Origin of the sequence: Akkermansia sp. N21116 (genome assembly GCF_029854705.2) — a bacterium.
Lineage (GTDB): Bacteria > Verrucomicrobiota > Verrucomicrobiia > Verrucomicrobiales > Akkermansiaceae > Akkermansia.
Window position 1 is genome coordinate 3,006,985 of record NZ_CP139035.1, and the last position, 15,683, is coordinate 3,022,667.

Genomic DNA, 15,683 nt, shown 5'->3' on the forward strand with positions numbered 1-15,683 from the left:
TCACTTGCCCTTCTGGACGACAATCGGCTGATCTTGTGGATCTCCCGCATCCTGACGATACGTGATTGTCTGAGAGTCACGATCAATAACCAGGCACGTTCCATCTTTGCAGATCTCGCTATGTCCAGGTGCAACAGTCACATCGTGTCCGCAACCGGACAGACAGAACGTTGCCACACCACCAATCACAGCCGCAGCCAGCCAATACATAACCCGCTTCCAGCCAGATTCCGCCGCCATCTGACCCCCCAGATAATCTTTCACATCATCCAGGGCATGCTTTCCAATAATAGGAAGCGCCTTCCGAGCCAAAACTCTGAACGCCTCACGCTGAGGCTCATCCAGCTCGTTCCAGGGCTTCCACGGCTTATTGCCGTACTCTATATTTGCATCGACAATCACATCATAAAACGCCTTGCCAATTACATCATCGTGGTCACATTGATTATTCATAGTCATTGTTTTTTATTTGTTGGTTGAAAGTTTCATCATATCCCTCATCACTCGGCACCTAGCCACTCGCGCACGTTGCCACAACGCCCATCCTTTTGCTGTCATTGCAACCTTCACTGGACCGCGTTTAGTCATATGTTCAGCAGTAACAGCATCATCCGGTGGAGCAGGATCATAACCGACACACAGGGCTTCCCACTGACGAGCAATCATATTGCGCCAAGCAGGGCTATCCTGAGTCCACAAGTACATTCCACAGCGTGCATCATAAAACTCAGGAGACATGCCTAAAAAGCTGTATGGGATTTGCATCATCCATCCGTCAGGATTCGTCCCATGAGTCCGCATCAGACGAGATGTCATCTCATAATCCTCCTCCGTATTGTAATAAGATGGAATCTCCATCTCATAGCTCTGTAGCAGCTCTTCTAATGCCTCCGGCTTCAGCGCATAACATGGCCCACACAGTCCACGTCCGCACTTACTCCTAAACCCTCCGGCAATGCAGTCCGACTCAATAAATTCGTCAATCCACCCACGCTTGAGAATGGCAACATCACTGTCGATCTTAACGACAGCACTAGCCCCTGTCATGCGCTGCGCCCAGGACAATGTACGTGCAATAGCCTGCGCCACATGCCAGCCACGAAGGTTCCCGTTGCGCTGCCACGATGTAGGAGCCATCAAGCACCCCCAACCCTCTAATGTCCTGATAGCTCGTTTCCTCATCGGATCATTCAAATCATCAGCAACAATAAGTGTCGCATCAGGATACAGCCTGCGCACACTCTGCACAGAACGCAACAGGTGGCTCCCGTCACGCCGAAACGTAAACCATACAAACGTTAAACTATTATCACTCATATCAATATTGATCAAGTTGACTGTAATTGCTCCAATATGGACCCAGCGTCCCACTGCCGCCTGACCACTCTTCCATAAACTTTAAGAGCGCATATTTTAAAACCCCCAGGTTTACGATGCATGTATTGTCCATTGTACTGAAATTTCCGAAGGGAAATACAGCATCGTGGTGATCTCTCTTATCACCAGATCTGTTTACTCGCCATGCACCCAGGCGCGGCCAGCCCATGTATCCGTAATTTCCAGACGAAAAATTAGACTCAGGTACAGTAATACCCATAATAAATCTATTTTTACTGGAATAATCATCCGTGTTCAAAAATGCACCTTTTCGCGTCTCAAAATAGTCTGCAGAGAGAGTATTACCGGCTTGGATTGAAACATTATGCTCGATATCATAACGATTACCACCATCGGACCATGATGCAGGTAGATAATTTCCGCCTCCCCCACTTGACCCATAGTTATCAATCAGCTCTTTTACCATTCCGACGTTTACCAGCCATTTGTCTTGATACTCGCTAAACCCAACGCCAGGCTTATTGTAATAGCTTGTACCACCAGTATCTCTAAACTGCATCCACGGCACACCATACACGGACGTATTGTAATCAGAGCTATACTCTCCAATTATATTGATAGGATCATATATCTCACTGCGTTCGCTATATGGAGAATAGTTGCTCCCATGGGAATAAACAGGAAGATAATCGCCTGTTCCGGGAACATCAGTCGTATCCCCACTTCCTCCACCGCCGCCATAACCATCAATCAAAGCCTTGACCATCGACACATTAACAAGCCATCGCTCATTGTACGACGAGACCTCAACCGAAGGCCGAGCATAAATCGACGAGTTAACCATGTTGTACTTGAAGTACAACTGAGGCACTTGGTACGGAAATTTTCCGGCGTTTGAATAATTGCCGACAAGAGCGACATTGTCATGCACTTCGCTATATCCCCGGATCTCAGCATAATTCTCACTCGGCTGATGCGGCTTCAGCCACGTCATCCCCGCTTCCGCGCTCAACATATTATTGGACATCGACAACCCCGTTCCGAGCGTGATAACCCCAGTCGCATTGCCAATCTTATCCACACCACCAGGCGGTCCCGTCTCCCCCTTGGGACCGGGATCCCCTTTAGGCCCCGGATCACCCTTGGAGCCTGGGTCGCCCTTGGGACCAGGATCACCTTTCTCTCCCTGAGGTATCGCAAAGGTAGCCACATAATTACCTCCCGCATACACAATATCCGCATCCGCTTGACTTCCTGCCGGCAATGTAACCGTCTCTCCGGCCACAAGCTTTGTTGATTCAAGTTGTTCCGGATCGGAGCCATCAACGATAATCCCCATCATGTAACGCAATGGGATATCAAGAGTTGCAATGACAATACCGCTAGACGTGGACAGCTTAAACTCTCCGGCAAGCATAACAGACCTGACGGCATTTGAGGTTCCAAGCCCAAGTGCTTCGTCGAGTCCAGTTGTATGTGACTGGGGCGTTAAGGTTGCATATCCATCAGCACCAATAACGCTATCGACTTTAATCACATTCGCACCTGACGAAAAAGACGGGACAATAGCCGCAAACGTCACCGTCGAACCTACATATCCATTACCTTCTACACGCACCCTCCACGGAGCAGCATCGCCACGCTTCAAATAAAGCGGGCGAATCGGGTTTCCTTCATTGTTCGTAACATCGCGCGTGTCCAGATGTAACACAAGATCCATGCCGTAATCATGCGACACTAGAGCAAGTATTGTCCATTATCTCAAAACGGGCTAAATTGGAGTGTCAAATGCATAAACTTCGGGCTGATAGACTGCCTCTCCCACTTCAGGAGCAGTGCCCTCACCAGTCCACACGCCAGACATGGCCGTTCCTGTCCAGATTGCACCAAGTATAGCATCTGCTCTATCGGGAGATTTTAGCCCTCTTTCAGCCATCTTTTTCTTGTCCTCAAGACGCACTTTCCCCTTATCCGCATACTCCATCCGTCGCGTTGTCAACTGTCTAAACAACACAGGATCTAAATCAAGCAACTTCACCCTGCCTTGCGTAATATCCACTGATCCCGAAAACCAAACTTCAGCATTCAGAGATACATACCGTTCTTGATCCTCCGGCTGTGCTCCACCCCAGTATTCATTCACATACCATCCTTCTTCACGGAAATCGTTAATCATCGCCACACCAAGCCCAGGGGCATCAACCCACACGTCACAATCATGTACTCCAATACGTTTGAATATCTCGATAGCTCTCCGTACAGCCTGTACTGTATCTCTGTCATGCCATGCTTCTTCAATCCAGATGCAATTACCATCACGTACAGCAACAACATTTTCGTCACGACCTGCAGCAACGTCCATAAACACCGTCCTGTGACCACCCATCCGCTCAGACGGAGGCATTGAGAGAGCCTTTTTCAATTCATCAGGCGGTAACACAAGCATGTCGCTATCAGCCGTGAACTCTCCGTAGATCATTGATCGAGTCAACCAGTGATCCTCTCCCCATTTCGTCAATACACGATCAATACGTTCTTTTGTAATATGCGGACAATCAAACGCCGTCACATGAACCTTATAAAACAATGATGCTTCATCGTAAAAACACCTGTAAAACTGTCCGGCAGCTTCACCCGGAGACGACGCATAAAGCTGATATTGCAACGTACATCTATCAATAGCAGTAAATATTCCCTCACCCACCGTCTTCGCCTCATCCACCACATAAAACACAGGCGCACCTGGTCTTCCGTGCCAACCTTCCGCACGTCCTGCATTCACCGTCGAAAAACCAATTGCAAACCCACCCTGTGGAGTTGAAATGTGGCAATGGTTCCACTTCCAGCCCTTGAAAATAGGAAGATTCTTGAAACGCTCCATAGCCGGCCAGAGCTGGCTTTCAACCTGCATCCATGATCCTGATGTTACAGCACATCTCCCTTTTGGATGCCTCCATAAAAACCACAAAATCGCCACAGCGATTACAGCGGCCGTCTTCCCGGATCCATTCGCAGCCCTCAAAGCCGTCTTCTTTCCCGCCGCAATCGCCTCAAGAGTCTCTACCTGCCACGGATAGAGCGTCAGTCCTAAATATCTATAAGCAAAATATGATGGGCTGTCGGCAAGGTTGATCATTGTCCATCTTCCGTTTGCACCTTCGCTTGTACAGATGCCAGCATTTCGGCAAAACGTTTATCCTCTTCTGCTGTACGTTGTTCTACAACTTCAACTGGTCCACCATCTGCACCAGTGAGTTCAAGCTTACTCGCATCACCGTATTTTTTAGGAAGAAGTTTTGATAGTATCCATTTGCGCGAATCAATTCTGACACTTTTTGCTTGTACGGCGCTTCCTCCAGTAAATGGTGTATTGGCAACTATTTCCGCTTCATCAGAAATATCGATAATTTCGTCAGCCCACACTTCAAGACATGCTTCGCGCGCGCGCACGTACTCGTTTCGCCTTTCTTCGTCTAACTCACACATCCGTAGGAACGAAGCACGTGAAACTTTTTGAACTTTACAAGCATGTGTAAGGCTTTTTCCAGAAGCAACAGCTTCACAAATATCATTAAACTTACCAATAGGAATACTCCTAGAATCCTTCCTTGGCTTTTTATTCTTTGTTGTTTCCTCTTTCATATTTAATAAATAACCTGGATACCCGTCTTCTCAGCATCCCGATTGGCAATCGTCTGAGCCAAAGCGACAAACACAATGGGATCCGGGAAAATATCATTCTCCACCATCCACTGCCTTAGTTCATCTGCGCTAATCTCCCCATCATGCGCCCGAGATTCCTGTTCGGCAAATGCCTCAGCCTCCTGACTGTTCAACTCATCAATCCGTTTCATAACCATCCTAGTTTTTTGAATATAACATCTATTTCATCAATTAATACCTTAAAATCATCTCTTTCCCATAAATCGAAGAACCCGTCAGAGCCTTTCCTTGCCATCTCATACTCACGCAACATCACAGGGTGCTGGGACTTCTCCATAATATATTGTGAATATGCCCTCGCAAAAATTTCCTTCTTCTGAATTGCATACCGGCACCACTTCAAATCGTAACAATCAAAAATCCGGCGATACCCATCCGTCTCATACACAGCATTAAAAAAACTATCGAACAACTCCGAATCCGTCCCCCACCCTTCACCAGGAGTACCCCTCAAATCAATAAAATGTCCAACCTCGTGAACCATTGTAATCATCGGCGTCTTGCTCGTAGACTTTACTGCTATACGATCATACCCATGATTCGATAAATCACTGTAGTAAACGAATCCACCATTCGAATCACGCCCCATATCATCAATTTTCTTCGGATACACCGGAATCTTGTTCAACGGACCATCCTTGTGAACGGAATCAATAACATTCGGCACCTCCTTTACAATATCAACAATACCAGTTCGTGCCGGCTGAATATCCAGCTTATCGCTAACCTTACTGACAAGTTGTGTAAGAGCAAGCCCTTCGCGTATATCTCGCGTAACCTTCGCGGCTTCTTCGCGAGCACGTTTTGCAGCCTCCTCAATGGGGAAAGCAACGTTTCCATCCTGATCAATTGCGTCCGCACCAAACATTTGTCTCATTTGCTCACGAAGACGTTCTTTCAGTTCTTCAGGAACATCCTTTACGCTCACCTTCTTTTCCGCTCCATATCGTTCTGGTAGATCAATACCAAATCTATTGGCACCGGCAGTATCTTGAACGTTCTTCCCTGGCTTCAAAAGTCCAATCTTTTCGCACTCCTCCCGACTTACTGGGTGCTGGTACATGTAAGAATTAAACCCGAACGGTCCCCAAGGAAGCTTGAATCCTCCAATTTCCGGCGAATTCATTTCATCAGCCCAAAACTTGTAATCCGTTTTCAAGCGAACAACATTCTCGTTTTCCTCATGAACTTTACGCTTAATCTTTGCTCCAGGAAAACGCACAAAACGATAGGCAGGATTTTCTTCAAGCTCGCTTGGAGACATTGCTTTCTCCCATGCTCCTTTTGCCAAAGCCGATCTTACGGCCACATCAAAAACAAGACGAAGACGAGCAAGAGATCCTGTACGTTTCACATCATTGTGATAGCTCTTCCCCACTGCCTCAGCTTCTATTATTCCTTCTGAAATCATGAACTCTCGCGCCTTACTCACCCAGTCAGATTTCCCTTGAGTCTTCGAAACAGTCCTTCCATCCGGGAGAGTCTTTTTAGCGTTTGTCATGACTTCCCCGGTCATTTCCATCAAACGTGCATAAAGTTTCACCCGCTCCGTCCTGGAATCAAACAGAGAACTCTTTGACATCACAGACGCAAGGGTTGCCCATGTTTCCTCACTCAGTCCCTGCGGTGCAGGATGACTTGCAATAAACTCTTTCAGATCGATGCTCATAGGTTCAACAGTAATTGCTCAGGTTTCTTTTTGTCCACTTGTTCAAAACGGGTTACTGTTCTATTATCCATCTTGACTGGAATCATTTTAGGGATAAACCCTGCTGCAAACATAGCACGAGCGATAATTTCAGCTTTCTTGATAGCTTCTGCCTCTGACCTGGTGCCAAGCCCAATTTCAACAGTCCTTCCCTTTAGTTTGGCATCCGGCGTTACAGTAAGACGAGCCTTCCAGCCAAGCGTTCTTGACTTGGATGAATTGCGTCTGACTGTAATCACCGGTTGCCGCATAGATTATTTTCCCTATATCATACAGTCCGGAATTAAAAAATTGATTATTTCATCTTTGTTTTTCCAATCAACAGCGATTCGGCAATCAACTGTTTCACGTCTGGACGTTGTCTTTCCCAGTAATTGACAAGGGGGACATCAATTTTTGCTTCTACGCATGCTCTGCACTTTGGTAACCCCTGGCGCATCAACATGGCTGCTTTTTCAATTCGCCCCTGTACTTCTGGCTTATATCCCTGATTCATTTTTATTCCTTTTTTCGTTTATGATTTCTTCCTTTGTTTTTAATCCATGTCTCCGCAAAACATCTGTTATACGAATAACAAAAGGATGATTACTGACCTCTTTGTTCTTGTTCTTGGCCGTTGAAACGTACAGGCAAAGGATATTGATTAAAACATCCTCCTTTGTCTGATGACTCCAGCCTTTGACAGCTTCTTCCACTTCATCATATATTTTCTCGTATTCTTCTATTTTAGTCATTTTATGCCTCCATATATTGTGTTAATCCTGCATTCCATTTAAGCTTTATGTGTCCTGTTAGCCCAAATCGGTTTTTACCAACAATCAAGCTTGCTTCTGTTTTATCTGCTTCCTTGTCGTCAGGCGATGGACGATGAAGCAAAAGCACCTGGTCTGCGTCCTGCTCGATGGAGCCGGAATCTCTCAAATCAGAAACTTTTGGTATTGCTGCTTTGCCATCACGTTTTGTGACATCTCTGTTCAACTGCGCGAGAACAATCACTGGTATGCTCAGCTCCTTGGCAATTGCCTTGAGACCGGCTGAGATCTCGGATACTTCACGCTCACGATTTCCTACTCCCTGTTTGCTCATGCCTTTAGCAAGTTGCAGGTAGTCAACACCTAGACAGCGAATGCCGTGTTCATTAACCATCTGTCGCGCAACAGCCTGTATCTCGCCTATCGTCATTGCTGATTTATCCGCAATGTAGAATGGAGCATTTTTGATTACCTTTAATCCTCGTGTAAATGCTTGTGATTGGTGCTGAGTTATTTTGCTTCCTCGTCTCAACTCAGCGGAATTAATCTTTGAAATCTGGAATAGAACACGTTCAAGAAGTTGATCTGCCGGCATCTCTAAAGAAATCATACCAACATTTATTGCGGGCTCTAAAAGTGTAAGATGTTGAAGAATATTGACCAGAAATGATGTTTTACCGATACCCGGTCTTGCACCAACAACAATCATTGCACCGTCTTGAAGTCCATCAAGAGTTCTGTCTAAAGAAGGAAATCCTGTTGAAAGTCCACGAATAGCTCCAGGGTGTGCCATGCGGAATTCAAGATCGTCAATAACCTTTGCGGCCGCATCACCGATACGCCTGATAGAAGCATTCTTATTTGTCTTTCTGAGGCCGACAAGTTCATTTTCGATATAGGCGAGCAGATCATCCGAATCAACGGATAAATCAACAGCCTTTTCTTGAAGTCTATTGATTGCATCCATTGCATCGCGCCGTTTTTTTGCTTCTATGACGACATTAAGAGAATCATCGAATTGGTAGAGGTATGAATACCCTGACACAATCTCCGTGAGTCCTTGTATCCCTCCAACATCATCGATCGTTCCCTCCGCTTCCATCTTCTTTGCAAGCTCGATTGCGTTGCATTTTTCAGGAGTCTTCGAAAGATCTTCCAAAGCCCCCCAGATAGCCTTATGCCCTGGAAGCGCAAAAAACGCCCTAGAAACGCCTTTCAGCATCAGTGACGATATCTTTACCGGATTTGACAAACAAACGCCGAGAACCGTCCTTTCTGCGGCAATGAGGGCATTTGGCAGTATGATTGAAGTGTTCATTTTTCAGTTTGGTTGGTTAAGTTGATTGTTTTCGTTCAGGCAAGGCATGGATTCCAGAGAGATTCCGGCCTTGGTTTCGTCCTTGGAGTAGGTGTTTATGTTTTTAGCCCACTTTGCAGCGTAGGTTTTTGCGTGCGATTGCCACTTTGTCACCATTCTGCCGCGACTATCCAGCCAGCCGCAGCCTTCCATTGCATTGAAGTACTGATAAGCGCAGTCGTGGAGATCATCTGGCATTAGGAGCAGCAAACACCTGTCCACCTCGGCTTGGAGTATAGCTTTGACTTCATCAACCGATTTTGGAAATTGAGATGATTGGAGCGAGCCTTTCGTGCTGCTTTCGTTCCCATTAACCACGGTGGAATGGCTCTCTACTTTGTTTATTCCTATATTCTCTTCTCTTCTCTTCTCTGGTCGGACATTTTCTGCTGTTTTTGTCGGACATGTGTCGGACATTTGTCCGACATTCTTATTTTCTTTGCGTCTTAGGCTCTTAGCTTCGGCTTCAAGTGCTCTCGCTTTAGCAGGTCGGCTATTGTGTCGGTCATAATTAGGGATTGAAAGAAGGCCATCGCGTCCTTCCAACCAGCCAATCATTGCGAGCGCCCTAGCGAAACCTGAGCAATGCACTAAGCGGTCAATAAAAGCGTAAGATGTTTTGATTTGTCCATCTTCAGTAATTCCGTCTACCCACATCCAAAAACGCATGAGTTTGCCTAAAACGTAATCTGGATCTGACATGCCAAGTTTTTCGGCCAGTTCCCAAACTTCCGGTTTATCCAAGGTTGTTTTTTCTACTTTAATCCAGTCCCCAGCCATCACTCAACCTCCTTTCCTTCAAGATCCTTCATCATCTTCCCCCTGTTCTGTTTCTTCGGGTTTAAACTTACCACATGCAGGATGATCCGGAGGCATCTCGTCCCATATATGGCCAGATTCGTACGACATGCAACAGCCATCCCAACCGCTCCACCACTCACATTCAACGCAAGTCTTTGAAGTCAATGACGCCGCCTTTTCCAAAATGACCGCCTTTTCCTCGTTGATGTACTGCCAGCTTTGAGGTGGGCGGGTCACTCCGATTTCCGAGAGATGGACGGCACGGGGGAGTTTTACAGGATCTTGAAGCCTCCAAGCATAGCAAGGGAGGTAGTCGCGCAGGTGTTCGCCCGTTACGCAAAAGTCCTCTATAAAGTCATCAGGAATGCAGCGGAATGGCATGTGGCGCATGCGTACATAGGAGACCATCCGGCACTTGCCGATGATAGCCCTCGCCCCATCTTTTCCGGACTCGTAAAGCCAAAGCGTTACGGAGTCGCCTTTTTTGAGACGCGGTACGTTTTTCCGCAGTTCCCAAGATTTTTCCCCTGAAAGGATCTTCTCAGAATAGGGGAGCCTGACGGATAGAAGAATATGAATCATTGCTCGCCTCCTTCCGTATTTTCAGGACGGAATTTCGATCTAGTCATGTACGACGTAAATCCCGTTACTTCTCGAGTTCCATCTTTGTTTATCCGCATCCAAAAAGCGCCATTCCACATTACTTTTGTGATGCTTCCAAAGGGATTAATGTATTCCATGACTTTCCCTTTGTTTTCAAACATGTGAGCAAATGCTAAATCGGATGACCAATTAAAGTGATTAATTTTCATTGTTCGCCTCCCGTCTCAAAAACGATTTCAACATTGCCGTACGGGCATTCAATATCAAGGTCGTTGATAAAATTTTTGAAGAATAATGCCATGGGCTTTTTAGCCACAACCTTTGCATTGAATTCAGTCGCAACATATTCGTTGTATTCTTCTTTCGATAAAACATCGACGGAATCATATGCGTTAATGTCATTCTTGGATTTAACAAGCCTCCGCGTTTGCGTTTTCCGTCCGGCAAGGATAGCTCGTACCATCGGAGCGGACATCAATATTGGACGTTCTTTAATCATTGGTCGCCTCCTTTCACTTCAAGCTCCCAAGGCCATGTACGCACAACCGAACTATTCAACCATACGTTACCGCCCTTAGTTTTGAAATGATCCCTCTCTTCGTTAATATCCGATACAGTTACAAGGTCTCCATTACAAAGCTCTAAAATGTCCCATATCTCAATACGCATGATCGGCGGGAACTTGGAAACAAGAGCTTCCCAAGCTAACCAATGAAGCCTTACACCCCAAAAGGTTGTAAACTCGCATTCCGGGCATCCATAGGCATACAATTCAGACTGAAACGGAGATTCAAACCGTTTCGGTTCTCCTCCACAAAGAGGGCATAAAGAATGTTTATTTTCCATAGCAATTATCAATCTGTTTCATTAATATGTTCCATTTTTCCCGAGCGTCGTATTCATCACCAGCGTCATCTGCCTTTAAAAAATGATTGAAACCCTCATCAATAGTAGAATCACAGTTGTAATAATTAAACGTCCTCCCGTCCTTCGAATATGCAATAAGCTCGGGAAGCTTCCCGCAAAAGCAGGGCTTTAATTCTTCTTCTGGCTTTTTGCGCTCAGTCCACTCACGGGATCCGTTGAAGCCAAAACCATCCACATAGATGTAATTTCCGTTGCTTCTGCGGAAACAATAGGCTCTTTTGCTGTCTTCACGAATCTTGATTATATCCCCTTTTACATCAACGGCTTCCTTCCACTCGCCGGTTTCGAGTTTAACGAGAGCCTCGGATAAGGTGCAAAACTCCGTTGGATTTTCCTGTTGCTTGAACGGGTCTCCGATGTTGTAGAGAATGCGGGTGATTTGGTCCATGTCAATTACTATAGATTCCACCATAAATTCCCCTAGTATTCTAACACATGGTTTTTGCTCGAATACATTTAGAATAATTGCTTTTTCAGTACGACTGTCATCGTATTTAATTGGTCTGTACTCAATAAGGTCCCACTGTTTAATTTGTTCTAGTCTCATCAGATTAATACTTTCTTCATTCAAAAAGGAACATTACGACTCTAGCAATCAAATAACCCAATACGGATAATACCGATAACATAAATAGACCAAATGCTAAAATACCAAATAAATCCTTTATTGAATTAATCATTTCTTCTTTTGATAGTCTCATTGCTTATTCTCCCATCTCAAAAACAATTTCCACCTTCCCGGCACGGTTCAAATCATGAACCCTGTCGATGCTCCCGACGCTCAGCCCTCTGTCATCAATACCCATAGCGGCACAAGCCCCATCAAGGTACGACTTTAGCCGAGCGAGCACATTATCAGCATCCGGGCACATCCCCTTGTAATACCATCTGACGGAGTACCGGGACGCCTCGAACTTACGCCCCTTCAGCACTTCCATCGTGTGTGCCCATGCCATTGTTTTGCAACGCCTCGTCAGTGCCGCCTTCCGTGCCCAGTGCGTTCGACCATTCGGTGAGAGATCGCGCGGAGTATGGGGTAGGCATACAAGCAACTGACTCATATGGCCTCCTTTCTGGTAAGGACTGGCATAATCCGGCTACGAATTTCCGAGTAGTAAATCGTGAACCGATCAAGAGCATCTGCCAGCTTATCAGTGTACGCATCCCACGGAACCAGCCTGATAAAAGGCGGGAACCCAGGGCAGTACGACATGAAATACCAGCACGGCAACCCCGTCACAACCATCGACCCATGAACCTGGGCCTTGTACTCATCCGGCACAACGCCATCCAGAATATACCGGGCATGATTCTTCGCGAGAGGGCACTTAATCTCAAGACCTCCCGCATACCTCCCGTCAAGCTTGACCAGGGCATCCGGCGAGCATCCGATCACAGGATTATCGTCTTTCGTCACAAAACCTACCTGCTCAACCACAAGCTCCATAGTCCGGGCAAACAGCTCCCTCGCTTCCGGTTCCAAAGCCTCCCCCCGGTCCGTATGGAAATTACCCTCCCATTGAACCTCATCCGGGCGAATGCACGAACAACAAAGCTCAATAGCAAGAGCCTCCCATTGTGAGGAATCTTTGCCAGTCTTCGGCGTCAGTAACCTTCCAAAATTACTCGCCGTCAACCGACCAGCGCGGGCGCGGAACCACTCCTCCGTTCTCTGCTCCATATTCGGCCAGATCTTCATTGTGCGCTTCCTCCCTTCTTCAGCTTGGCAAATGCTTCATTCACCGATGAGGCAAACTCATTCACCAGTTCAATATTTCCGGGATGCTTCAAGACTTCACGGGCTGCACGCAATCCACCGAACACAGAAACCACACGGGTGCAGAACCCTGCAAGCTCTTGTTCTTCTGTCTCCTGAACTGTTTTCTTTTTGGAAACAGTTCCTACAAAAGACACATTCGGCGGTGGTACAGGCAACGTCGGCAACGCAGGGGGTAAATCCCTCGCCGCCGCTTCCTCTCTCGCCGCCTTCTCGGCCTCGCGGGCAATCCTCGCCTCCTCCTCAAGACGCTTCTTTTCCTCCGCTGCCCGCTTGACCTCCAGACGACGCCTGAGCTCAACGCCCACAACATCAGCCCGCTTGATCTCCAACTCCTCGCGATCCATCACCATGTCTTCTCCGTACTCCGCCACAAACTCATCAATCACCTTCTTCGTCTCAGCAATCGACTTGTTCGCGCAAGCCACGGCCACATCCAACCCCTCTTGGATAGACCTGATCGTCCGCTTTCCCTTAATAGAGCTTTCAATCAAATCATCGTAGCGACTCCGTAAATGCGATGCGCAATCAAGACGATCCTTCGCCTTGTCAACAAGGTTCGCCCGGATCTCCTTCTTGCGCTTATCAATCACCTTCTCCAACCCCAGACGAGCCGCGCTGATTTCGCCCTTCGACTCATCGAGAGCTGCGAAAAGCTTTTGCAGGTCCTCCGCCTGAGCAAGAGCTTCCTTTTTTGCCTGCTCCACAACAGACTCCGCATTCTTCAGGGCCTTCACGTCGAGTTCAGCCTTCCCGAAATCCTCATCCGTCTCTGGCTTCTGATTGATAGACGACAAAGCCATTTTAACAGACTCACGGAATTCCTTCAGGTTCGAGGACAACACCTCGCCGCGCGTTTCAATTTTAAGAGTAACAAGTTCCATTGTTCAAAGCAGGGTTTGGGGTTCTTCAGCAGCAGAGGATGCAGCGGCAACCTCATTCACAAACGGGATATCATCCGTCACAGTCGGATCCAGAGGCTCGGCTGGAATATCAGGCTTCTTCGCAACAGGCGGGAAAACCTCCTTCACGTAAACCATCCCCTCCTTAATGGAGTTGTAAATCTTCCCAAGCCGGACAACATCCTGCCGGGTAATCTCCTCAATAGAGTGACCCAGATTGGCAACCAACTGATCGCGCGTCACGCCAAGCTCAAGAAACTTCGCCTCCATACTCCGGGCAACATCAGCCAGAGGGCGAGTATCACCCTCCTTAATCGCCTTTGCCGTCACCTCAAGAGCCTCATCAACAAGCCACCCCGGCAACACCTGTAAAATACAAGCACGGATGCGGCGACTCGCCATATTGGCACACAGTTCATACACATCCCGCTCGCTATCAAGCGGCACGCGCAACATCTTTCCTGTTTTTCGCCCACGCGAATCAACCTCGCTCTTATCGCGAGTATGGTTCACCGTAAAAGCAATCTCACGGCGAACATTCGTTTCCTTGTCGAAGCAGAACGCCACACACTCCGAAACATTGCAACCCAGCCCATCAGCCCCTTGAGGATCCCAATGCCGGGCAACCTCGCGCCAGCCCGCTTCCGCATTCCCCCAGGCAGAAATCAAAGCCTCTGCAAGTCGAATACTCGGCCCCTCCACCGTCGTTCCGCCGCGAGGGAAAGCATACGTCGCAGACTGCGCCAAAGACAGCCTGGAACACGCCTGACTCATCCTCGCCGTTACCTCCGCCAAATTGCGCGGAAACTGCTTCGCCACCCAGATGGACGCAAGAACTGACGTTGCCGCCGCATTGCCGGTAATAGCAGCCAACGCACCGCCGCCCGAAGAAAAAGAAGGAATCAAACCCTCCTGTGAATTATTGCCCGTGTTTTCAACTTGATCCGGGCGTACTGTTCTAGTAGTCATATGTCTGTAGATATTTTGATAGAAATCATTGTTTACAGGCGGTCGTCCGTTGCTGCGGACTTCCGCCATTTTTTAGGCTTCCTGCTTGAAGTCTCCCGAATGGCGTTCTGCGGTTTTGATTAAAAACTCAATGGCGTCCATGTAATCGCAATCCTTGCCGTACTTTTCTTCTACGGCCTCCCGCAAAGCTTCTTCAGTTCCCGAGAAACACCCTGCAAACCAAACCCAATCATTGCGTAATCCTTTGGCATGCAAGGTTAAAGCACGACGATGCGCTCCAACTCCGCACACTTGGTAAATCGGCTGACCTATTGTGGATGCAAAACAACAATCAAATCCTAAATCGGCACCGCGCAGGTCGGCATCGCGCAGGTCGGCACCGCGCAGGTTGGCATCGCTCAGGTTGGCACCGCGCAGGTTGGCATCGCTCAGGTTGGCACCGCGCAGGTCGGCACCGCGCAGGTTGGCATCGCTCAGGTTGGCACCGCGCAGGTCGGCATCGCGCAGGTCGGCATCGCGCAGGTCGGCACCGCGCAGGTTGGCATCGCTCAGGTTGGCACCGCGCAGGTCGGCATCGCTCAGGTTGGCACCGCGCAGGTCGGCACGCTTGCCGCCATATTCGCTGTTAATCCATTTCCGGTGCTTTTCAAGGATTTCTTCCAGTTCTTCGGTATTCATTATTGTTGTATTGGTTAGTTTCCCGGATGCCGTCCGGGGCGGTTAATTGGGGCCAAACCCCGAAAGTATTACTTTTTTCCCTGATTTAATTTCAGCGTCGTCATCCAACATGCAAATGTAGAAAATCGCAGCAATTCCAACTCCTACA

Annotated in this window: 22 protein-coding genes; all 22 read right to left on the reverse strand. The window is 47.7% G+C overall.

Going from position 1 to position 15,683, the window contains the following annotated elements:
* Positions 1-453 carry a hypothetical protein gene (locus QET93_RS11325; RefSeq protein WP_322189995.1) on the reverse strand — a complete coding sequence of 151 codons (453 nt, stop codon included), beginning with the start codon at positions 451-453 and terminating at the stop codon, positions 1-3.
* A 12-nt stretch (positions 454-465) separates the two neighbouring features.
* Positions 466-1,317 carry a hypothetical protein gene (locus QET93_RS11330; protein WP_280132366.1) on the reverse strand — a complete coding sequence of 284 codons (852 nt, stop codon included), beginning with the start codon at positions 1,315-1,317 and terminating at the stop codon, positions 466-468.
* Between the two features lies 1 nt (position 1,318).
* Positions 1,319-3,058 (reverse strand): collagen-like protein, encoded by a 1,740-nt coding sequence (locus QET93_RS11335; RefSeq protein WP_280132365.1) that lies wholly within the window; start codon positions 3,056-3,058, stop codon positions 1,319-1,321.
* Between the two features lie 51 nt (positions 3,059-3,109).
* A complete protein-coding gene (locus tag QET93_RS11340) occupies positions 3,110-4,474 on the reverse strand; it encodes a DEAD/DEAH box helicase family protein (protein ID WP_280132364.1) in 1,365 nt (454 codons plus the stop codon).
* The gene (locus QET93_RS11345; protein ID WP_280132363.1) at positions 4,471-4,980 is read right to left on the reverse strand and encodes a hypothetical protein; all 510 of its coding nucleotides are present in this window, start codon (positions 4,978-4,980) and stop codon (positions 4,471-4,473) included. Before QET93_RS11345 ends, QET93_RS11340 begins: the two co-directional genes overlap by 4 nt.
* A 2-nt stretch (positions 4,981-4,982) precedes the next feature.
* Positions 4,983-5,192, reverse strand: a complete 210-nt coding sequence (locus QET93_RS11350) for a hypothetical protein (protein ID WP_280132362.1) — start codon at positions 5,190-5,192, stop codon at positions 4,983-4,985.
* Complete coding sequence (locus tag QET93_RS11355; RefSeq protein ID WP_280132361.1) at positions 5,189-6,730, reverse strand: hypothetical protein; 1,542 nt, start codon at positions 6,728-6,730, stop codon at positions 5,189-5,191. Before QET93_RS11355 ends, QET93_RS11350 begins: the two co-directional genes overlap by 4 nt.
* Complete coding sequence (locus QET93_RS11360; RefSeq protein ID WP_280132360.1) at positions 6,727-7,020, reverse strand: hypothetical protein; 294 nt, start codon at positions 7,018-7,020, stop codon at positions 6,727-6,729. The genes QET93_RS11355 and QET93_RS11360 overlap by 4 nt, the downstream gene beginning before the upstream one ends.
* Positions 7,021-7,064: 44 nt before the next feature.
* Positions 7,065-7,265 carry a hypothetical protein gene (locus QET93_RS11365; protein WP_280132359.1) on the reverse strand — a complete coding sequence of 67 codons (201 nt, stop codon included), beginning with the start codon at positions 7,263-7,265 and terminating at the stop codon, positions 7,065-7,067.
* On the reverse strand, positions 7,249-7,503 hold the full coding sequence (locus QET93_RS11370) for a hypothetical protein (RefSeq protein WP_280132358.1): 255 nt from the start codon (positions 7,501-7,503) through the stop codon (positions 7,249-7,251). The genes QET93_RS11365 and QET93_RS11370 overlap by 17 nt, the downstream gene beginning before the upstream one ends.
* 1 nt (position 7,504) lies before the next feature.
* On the reverse strand, positions 7,505-8,839 hold the full coding sequence (locus QET93_RS11375; protein WP_280132357.1) for a DnaB-like helicase C-terminal domain-containing protein: 1,335 nt from the start codon (positions 8,837-8,839) through the stop codon (positions 7,505-7,507).
* Positions 8,840-8,842: 3 nt separating this feature from the next.
* The gene (locus QET93_RS11380; protein ID WP_280132356.1) at positions 8,843-9,658 is read right to left on the reverse strand and encodes a hypothetical protein; all 816 of its coding nucleotides are present in this window, start codon (positions 9,656-9,658) and stop codon (positions 8,843-8,845) included.
* A gap of 18 nt (positions 9,659-9,676) precedes the next feature.
* Positions 9,677-10,261 (reverse strand): hypothetical protein, encoded by a 585-nt coding sequence (locus QET93_RS11385; protein WP_280132355.1) that lies wholly within the window; start codon positions 10,259-10,261, stop codon positions 9,677-9,679.
* Positions 10,258-10,491 (reverse strand): hypothetical protein, encoded by a 234-nt coding sequence (locus QET93_RS11390; protein ID WP_280132354.1) that lies wholly within the window; start codon positions 10,489-10,491, stop codon positions 10,258-10,260. Before QET93_RS11390 ends, QET93_RS11385 begins: the two co-directional genes overlap by 4 nt.
* Positions 10,488-10,781: a hypothetical protein gene (locus QET93_RS11395; RefSeq protein WP_280132353.1), complete on the reverse strand. Its 294-nt coding sequence runs from the start codon at positions 10,779-10,781 to the stop codon at positions 10,488-10,490. Before QET93_RS11395 ends, QET93_RS11390 begins: the two co-directional genes overlap by 4 nt.
* Positions 10,778-11,128, reverse strand: a complete 351-nt coding sequence (locus tag QET93_RS11400) for a hypothetical protein (RefSeq protein WP_280132352.1) — start codon at positions 11,126-11,128, stop codon at positions 10,778-10,780. Before QET93_RS11400 ends, QET93_RS11395 begins: the two co-directional genes overlap by 4 nt.
* A complete protein-coding gene (locus QET93_RS11405) occupies positions 11,118-11,756 on the reverse strand; it encodes a hypothetical protein (RefSeq protein ID WP_280132351.1) in 639 nt (212 codons plus the stop codon). Before QET93_RS11405 ends, QET93_RS11400 begins: the two co-directional genes overlap by 11 nt.
* 157 nt (positions 11,757-11,913) lie before the next feature.
* Positions 11,914-12,270 carry a hypothetical protein gene (locus QET93_RS11410; RefSeq protein ID WP_280132350.1) on the reverse strand — a complete coding sequence of 119 codons (357 nt, stop codon included), beginning with the start codon at positions 12,268-12,270 and terminating at the stop codon, positions 11,914-11,916.
* Entirely contained in the window at positions 12,267-12,908 is a 642-nt protein-coding gene (locus QET93_RS11415) for a lambda exonuclease family protein (RefSeq protein ID WP_280132349.1), read from the reverse strand. The genes QET93_RS11410 and QET93_RS11415 overlap by 4 nt, the downstream gene beginning before the upstream one ends.
* Positions 12,905-13,870 carry a hypothetical protein gene (locus QET93_RS11420; RefSeq protein ID WP_280132348.1) on the reverse strand — a complete coding sequence of 322 codons (966 nt, stop codon included), beginning with the start codon at positions 13,868-13,870 and terminating at the stop codon, positions 12,905-12,907. Before QET93_RS11420 ends, QET93_RS11415 begins: the two co-directional genes overlap by 4 nt.
* 3 nt (positions 13,871-13,873) lie before the next feature.
* The gene (locus tag QET93_RS11425; RefSeq protein WP_280126406.1) at positions 13,874-14,857 is read right to left on the reverse strand and encodes a hypothetical protein; all 984 of its coding nucleotides are present in this window, start codon (positions 14,855-14,857) and stop codon (positions 13,874-13,876) included.
* 72 nt (positions 14,858-14,929) lie between these two features.
* Positions 14,930-15,535: a pentapeptide repeat-containing protein gene (locus QET93_RS11430; RefSeq protein ID WP_280132347.1), complete on the reverse strand. Its 606-nt coding sequence runs from the start codon at positions 15,533-15,535 to the stop codon at positions 14,930-14,932.
* Between the last annotated feature and the right edge of the window lie 148 nt (positions 15,536-15,683).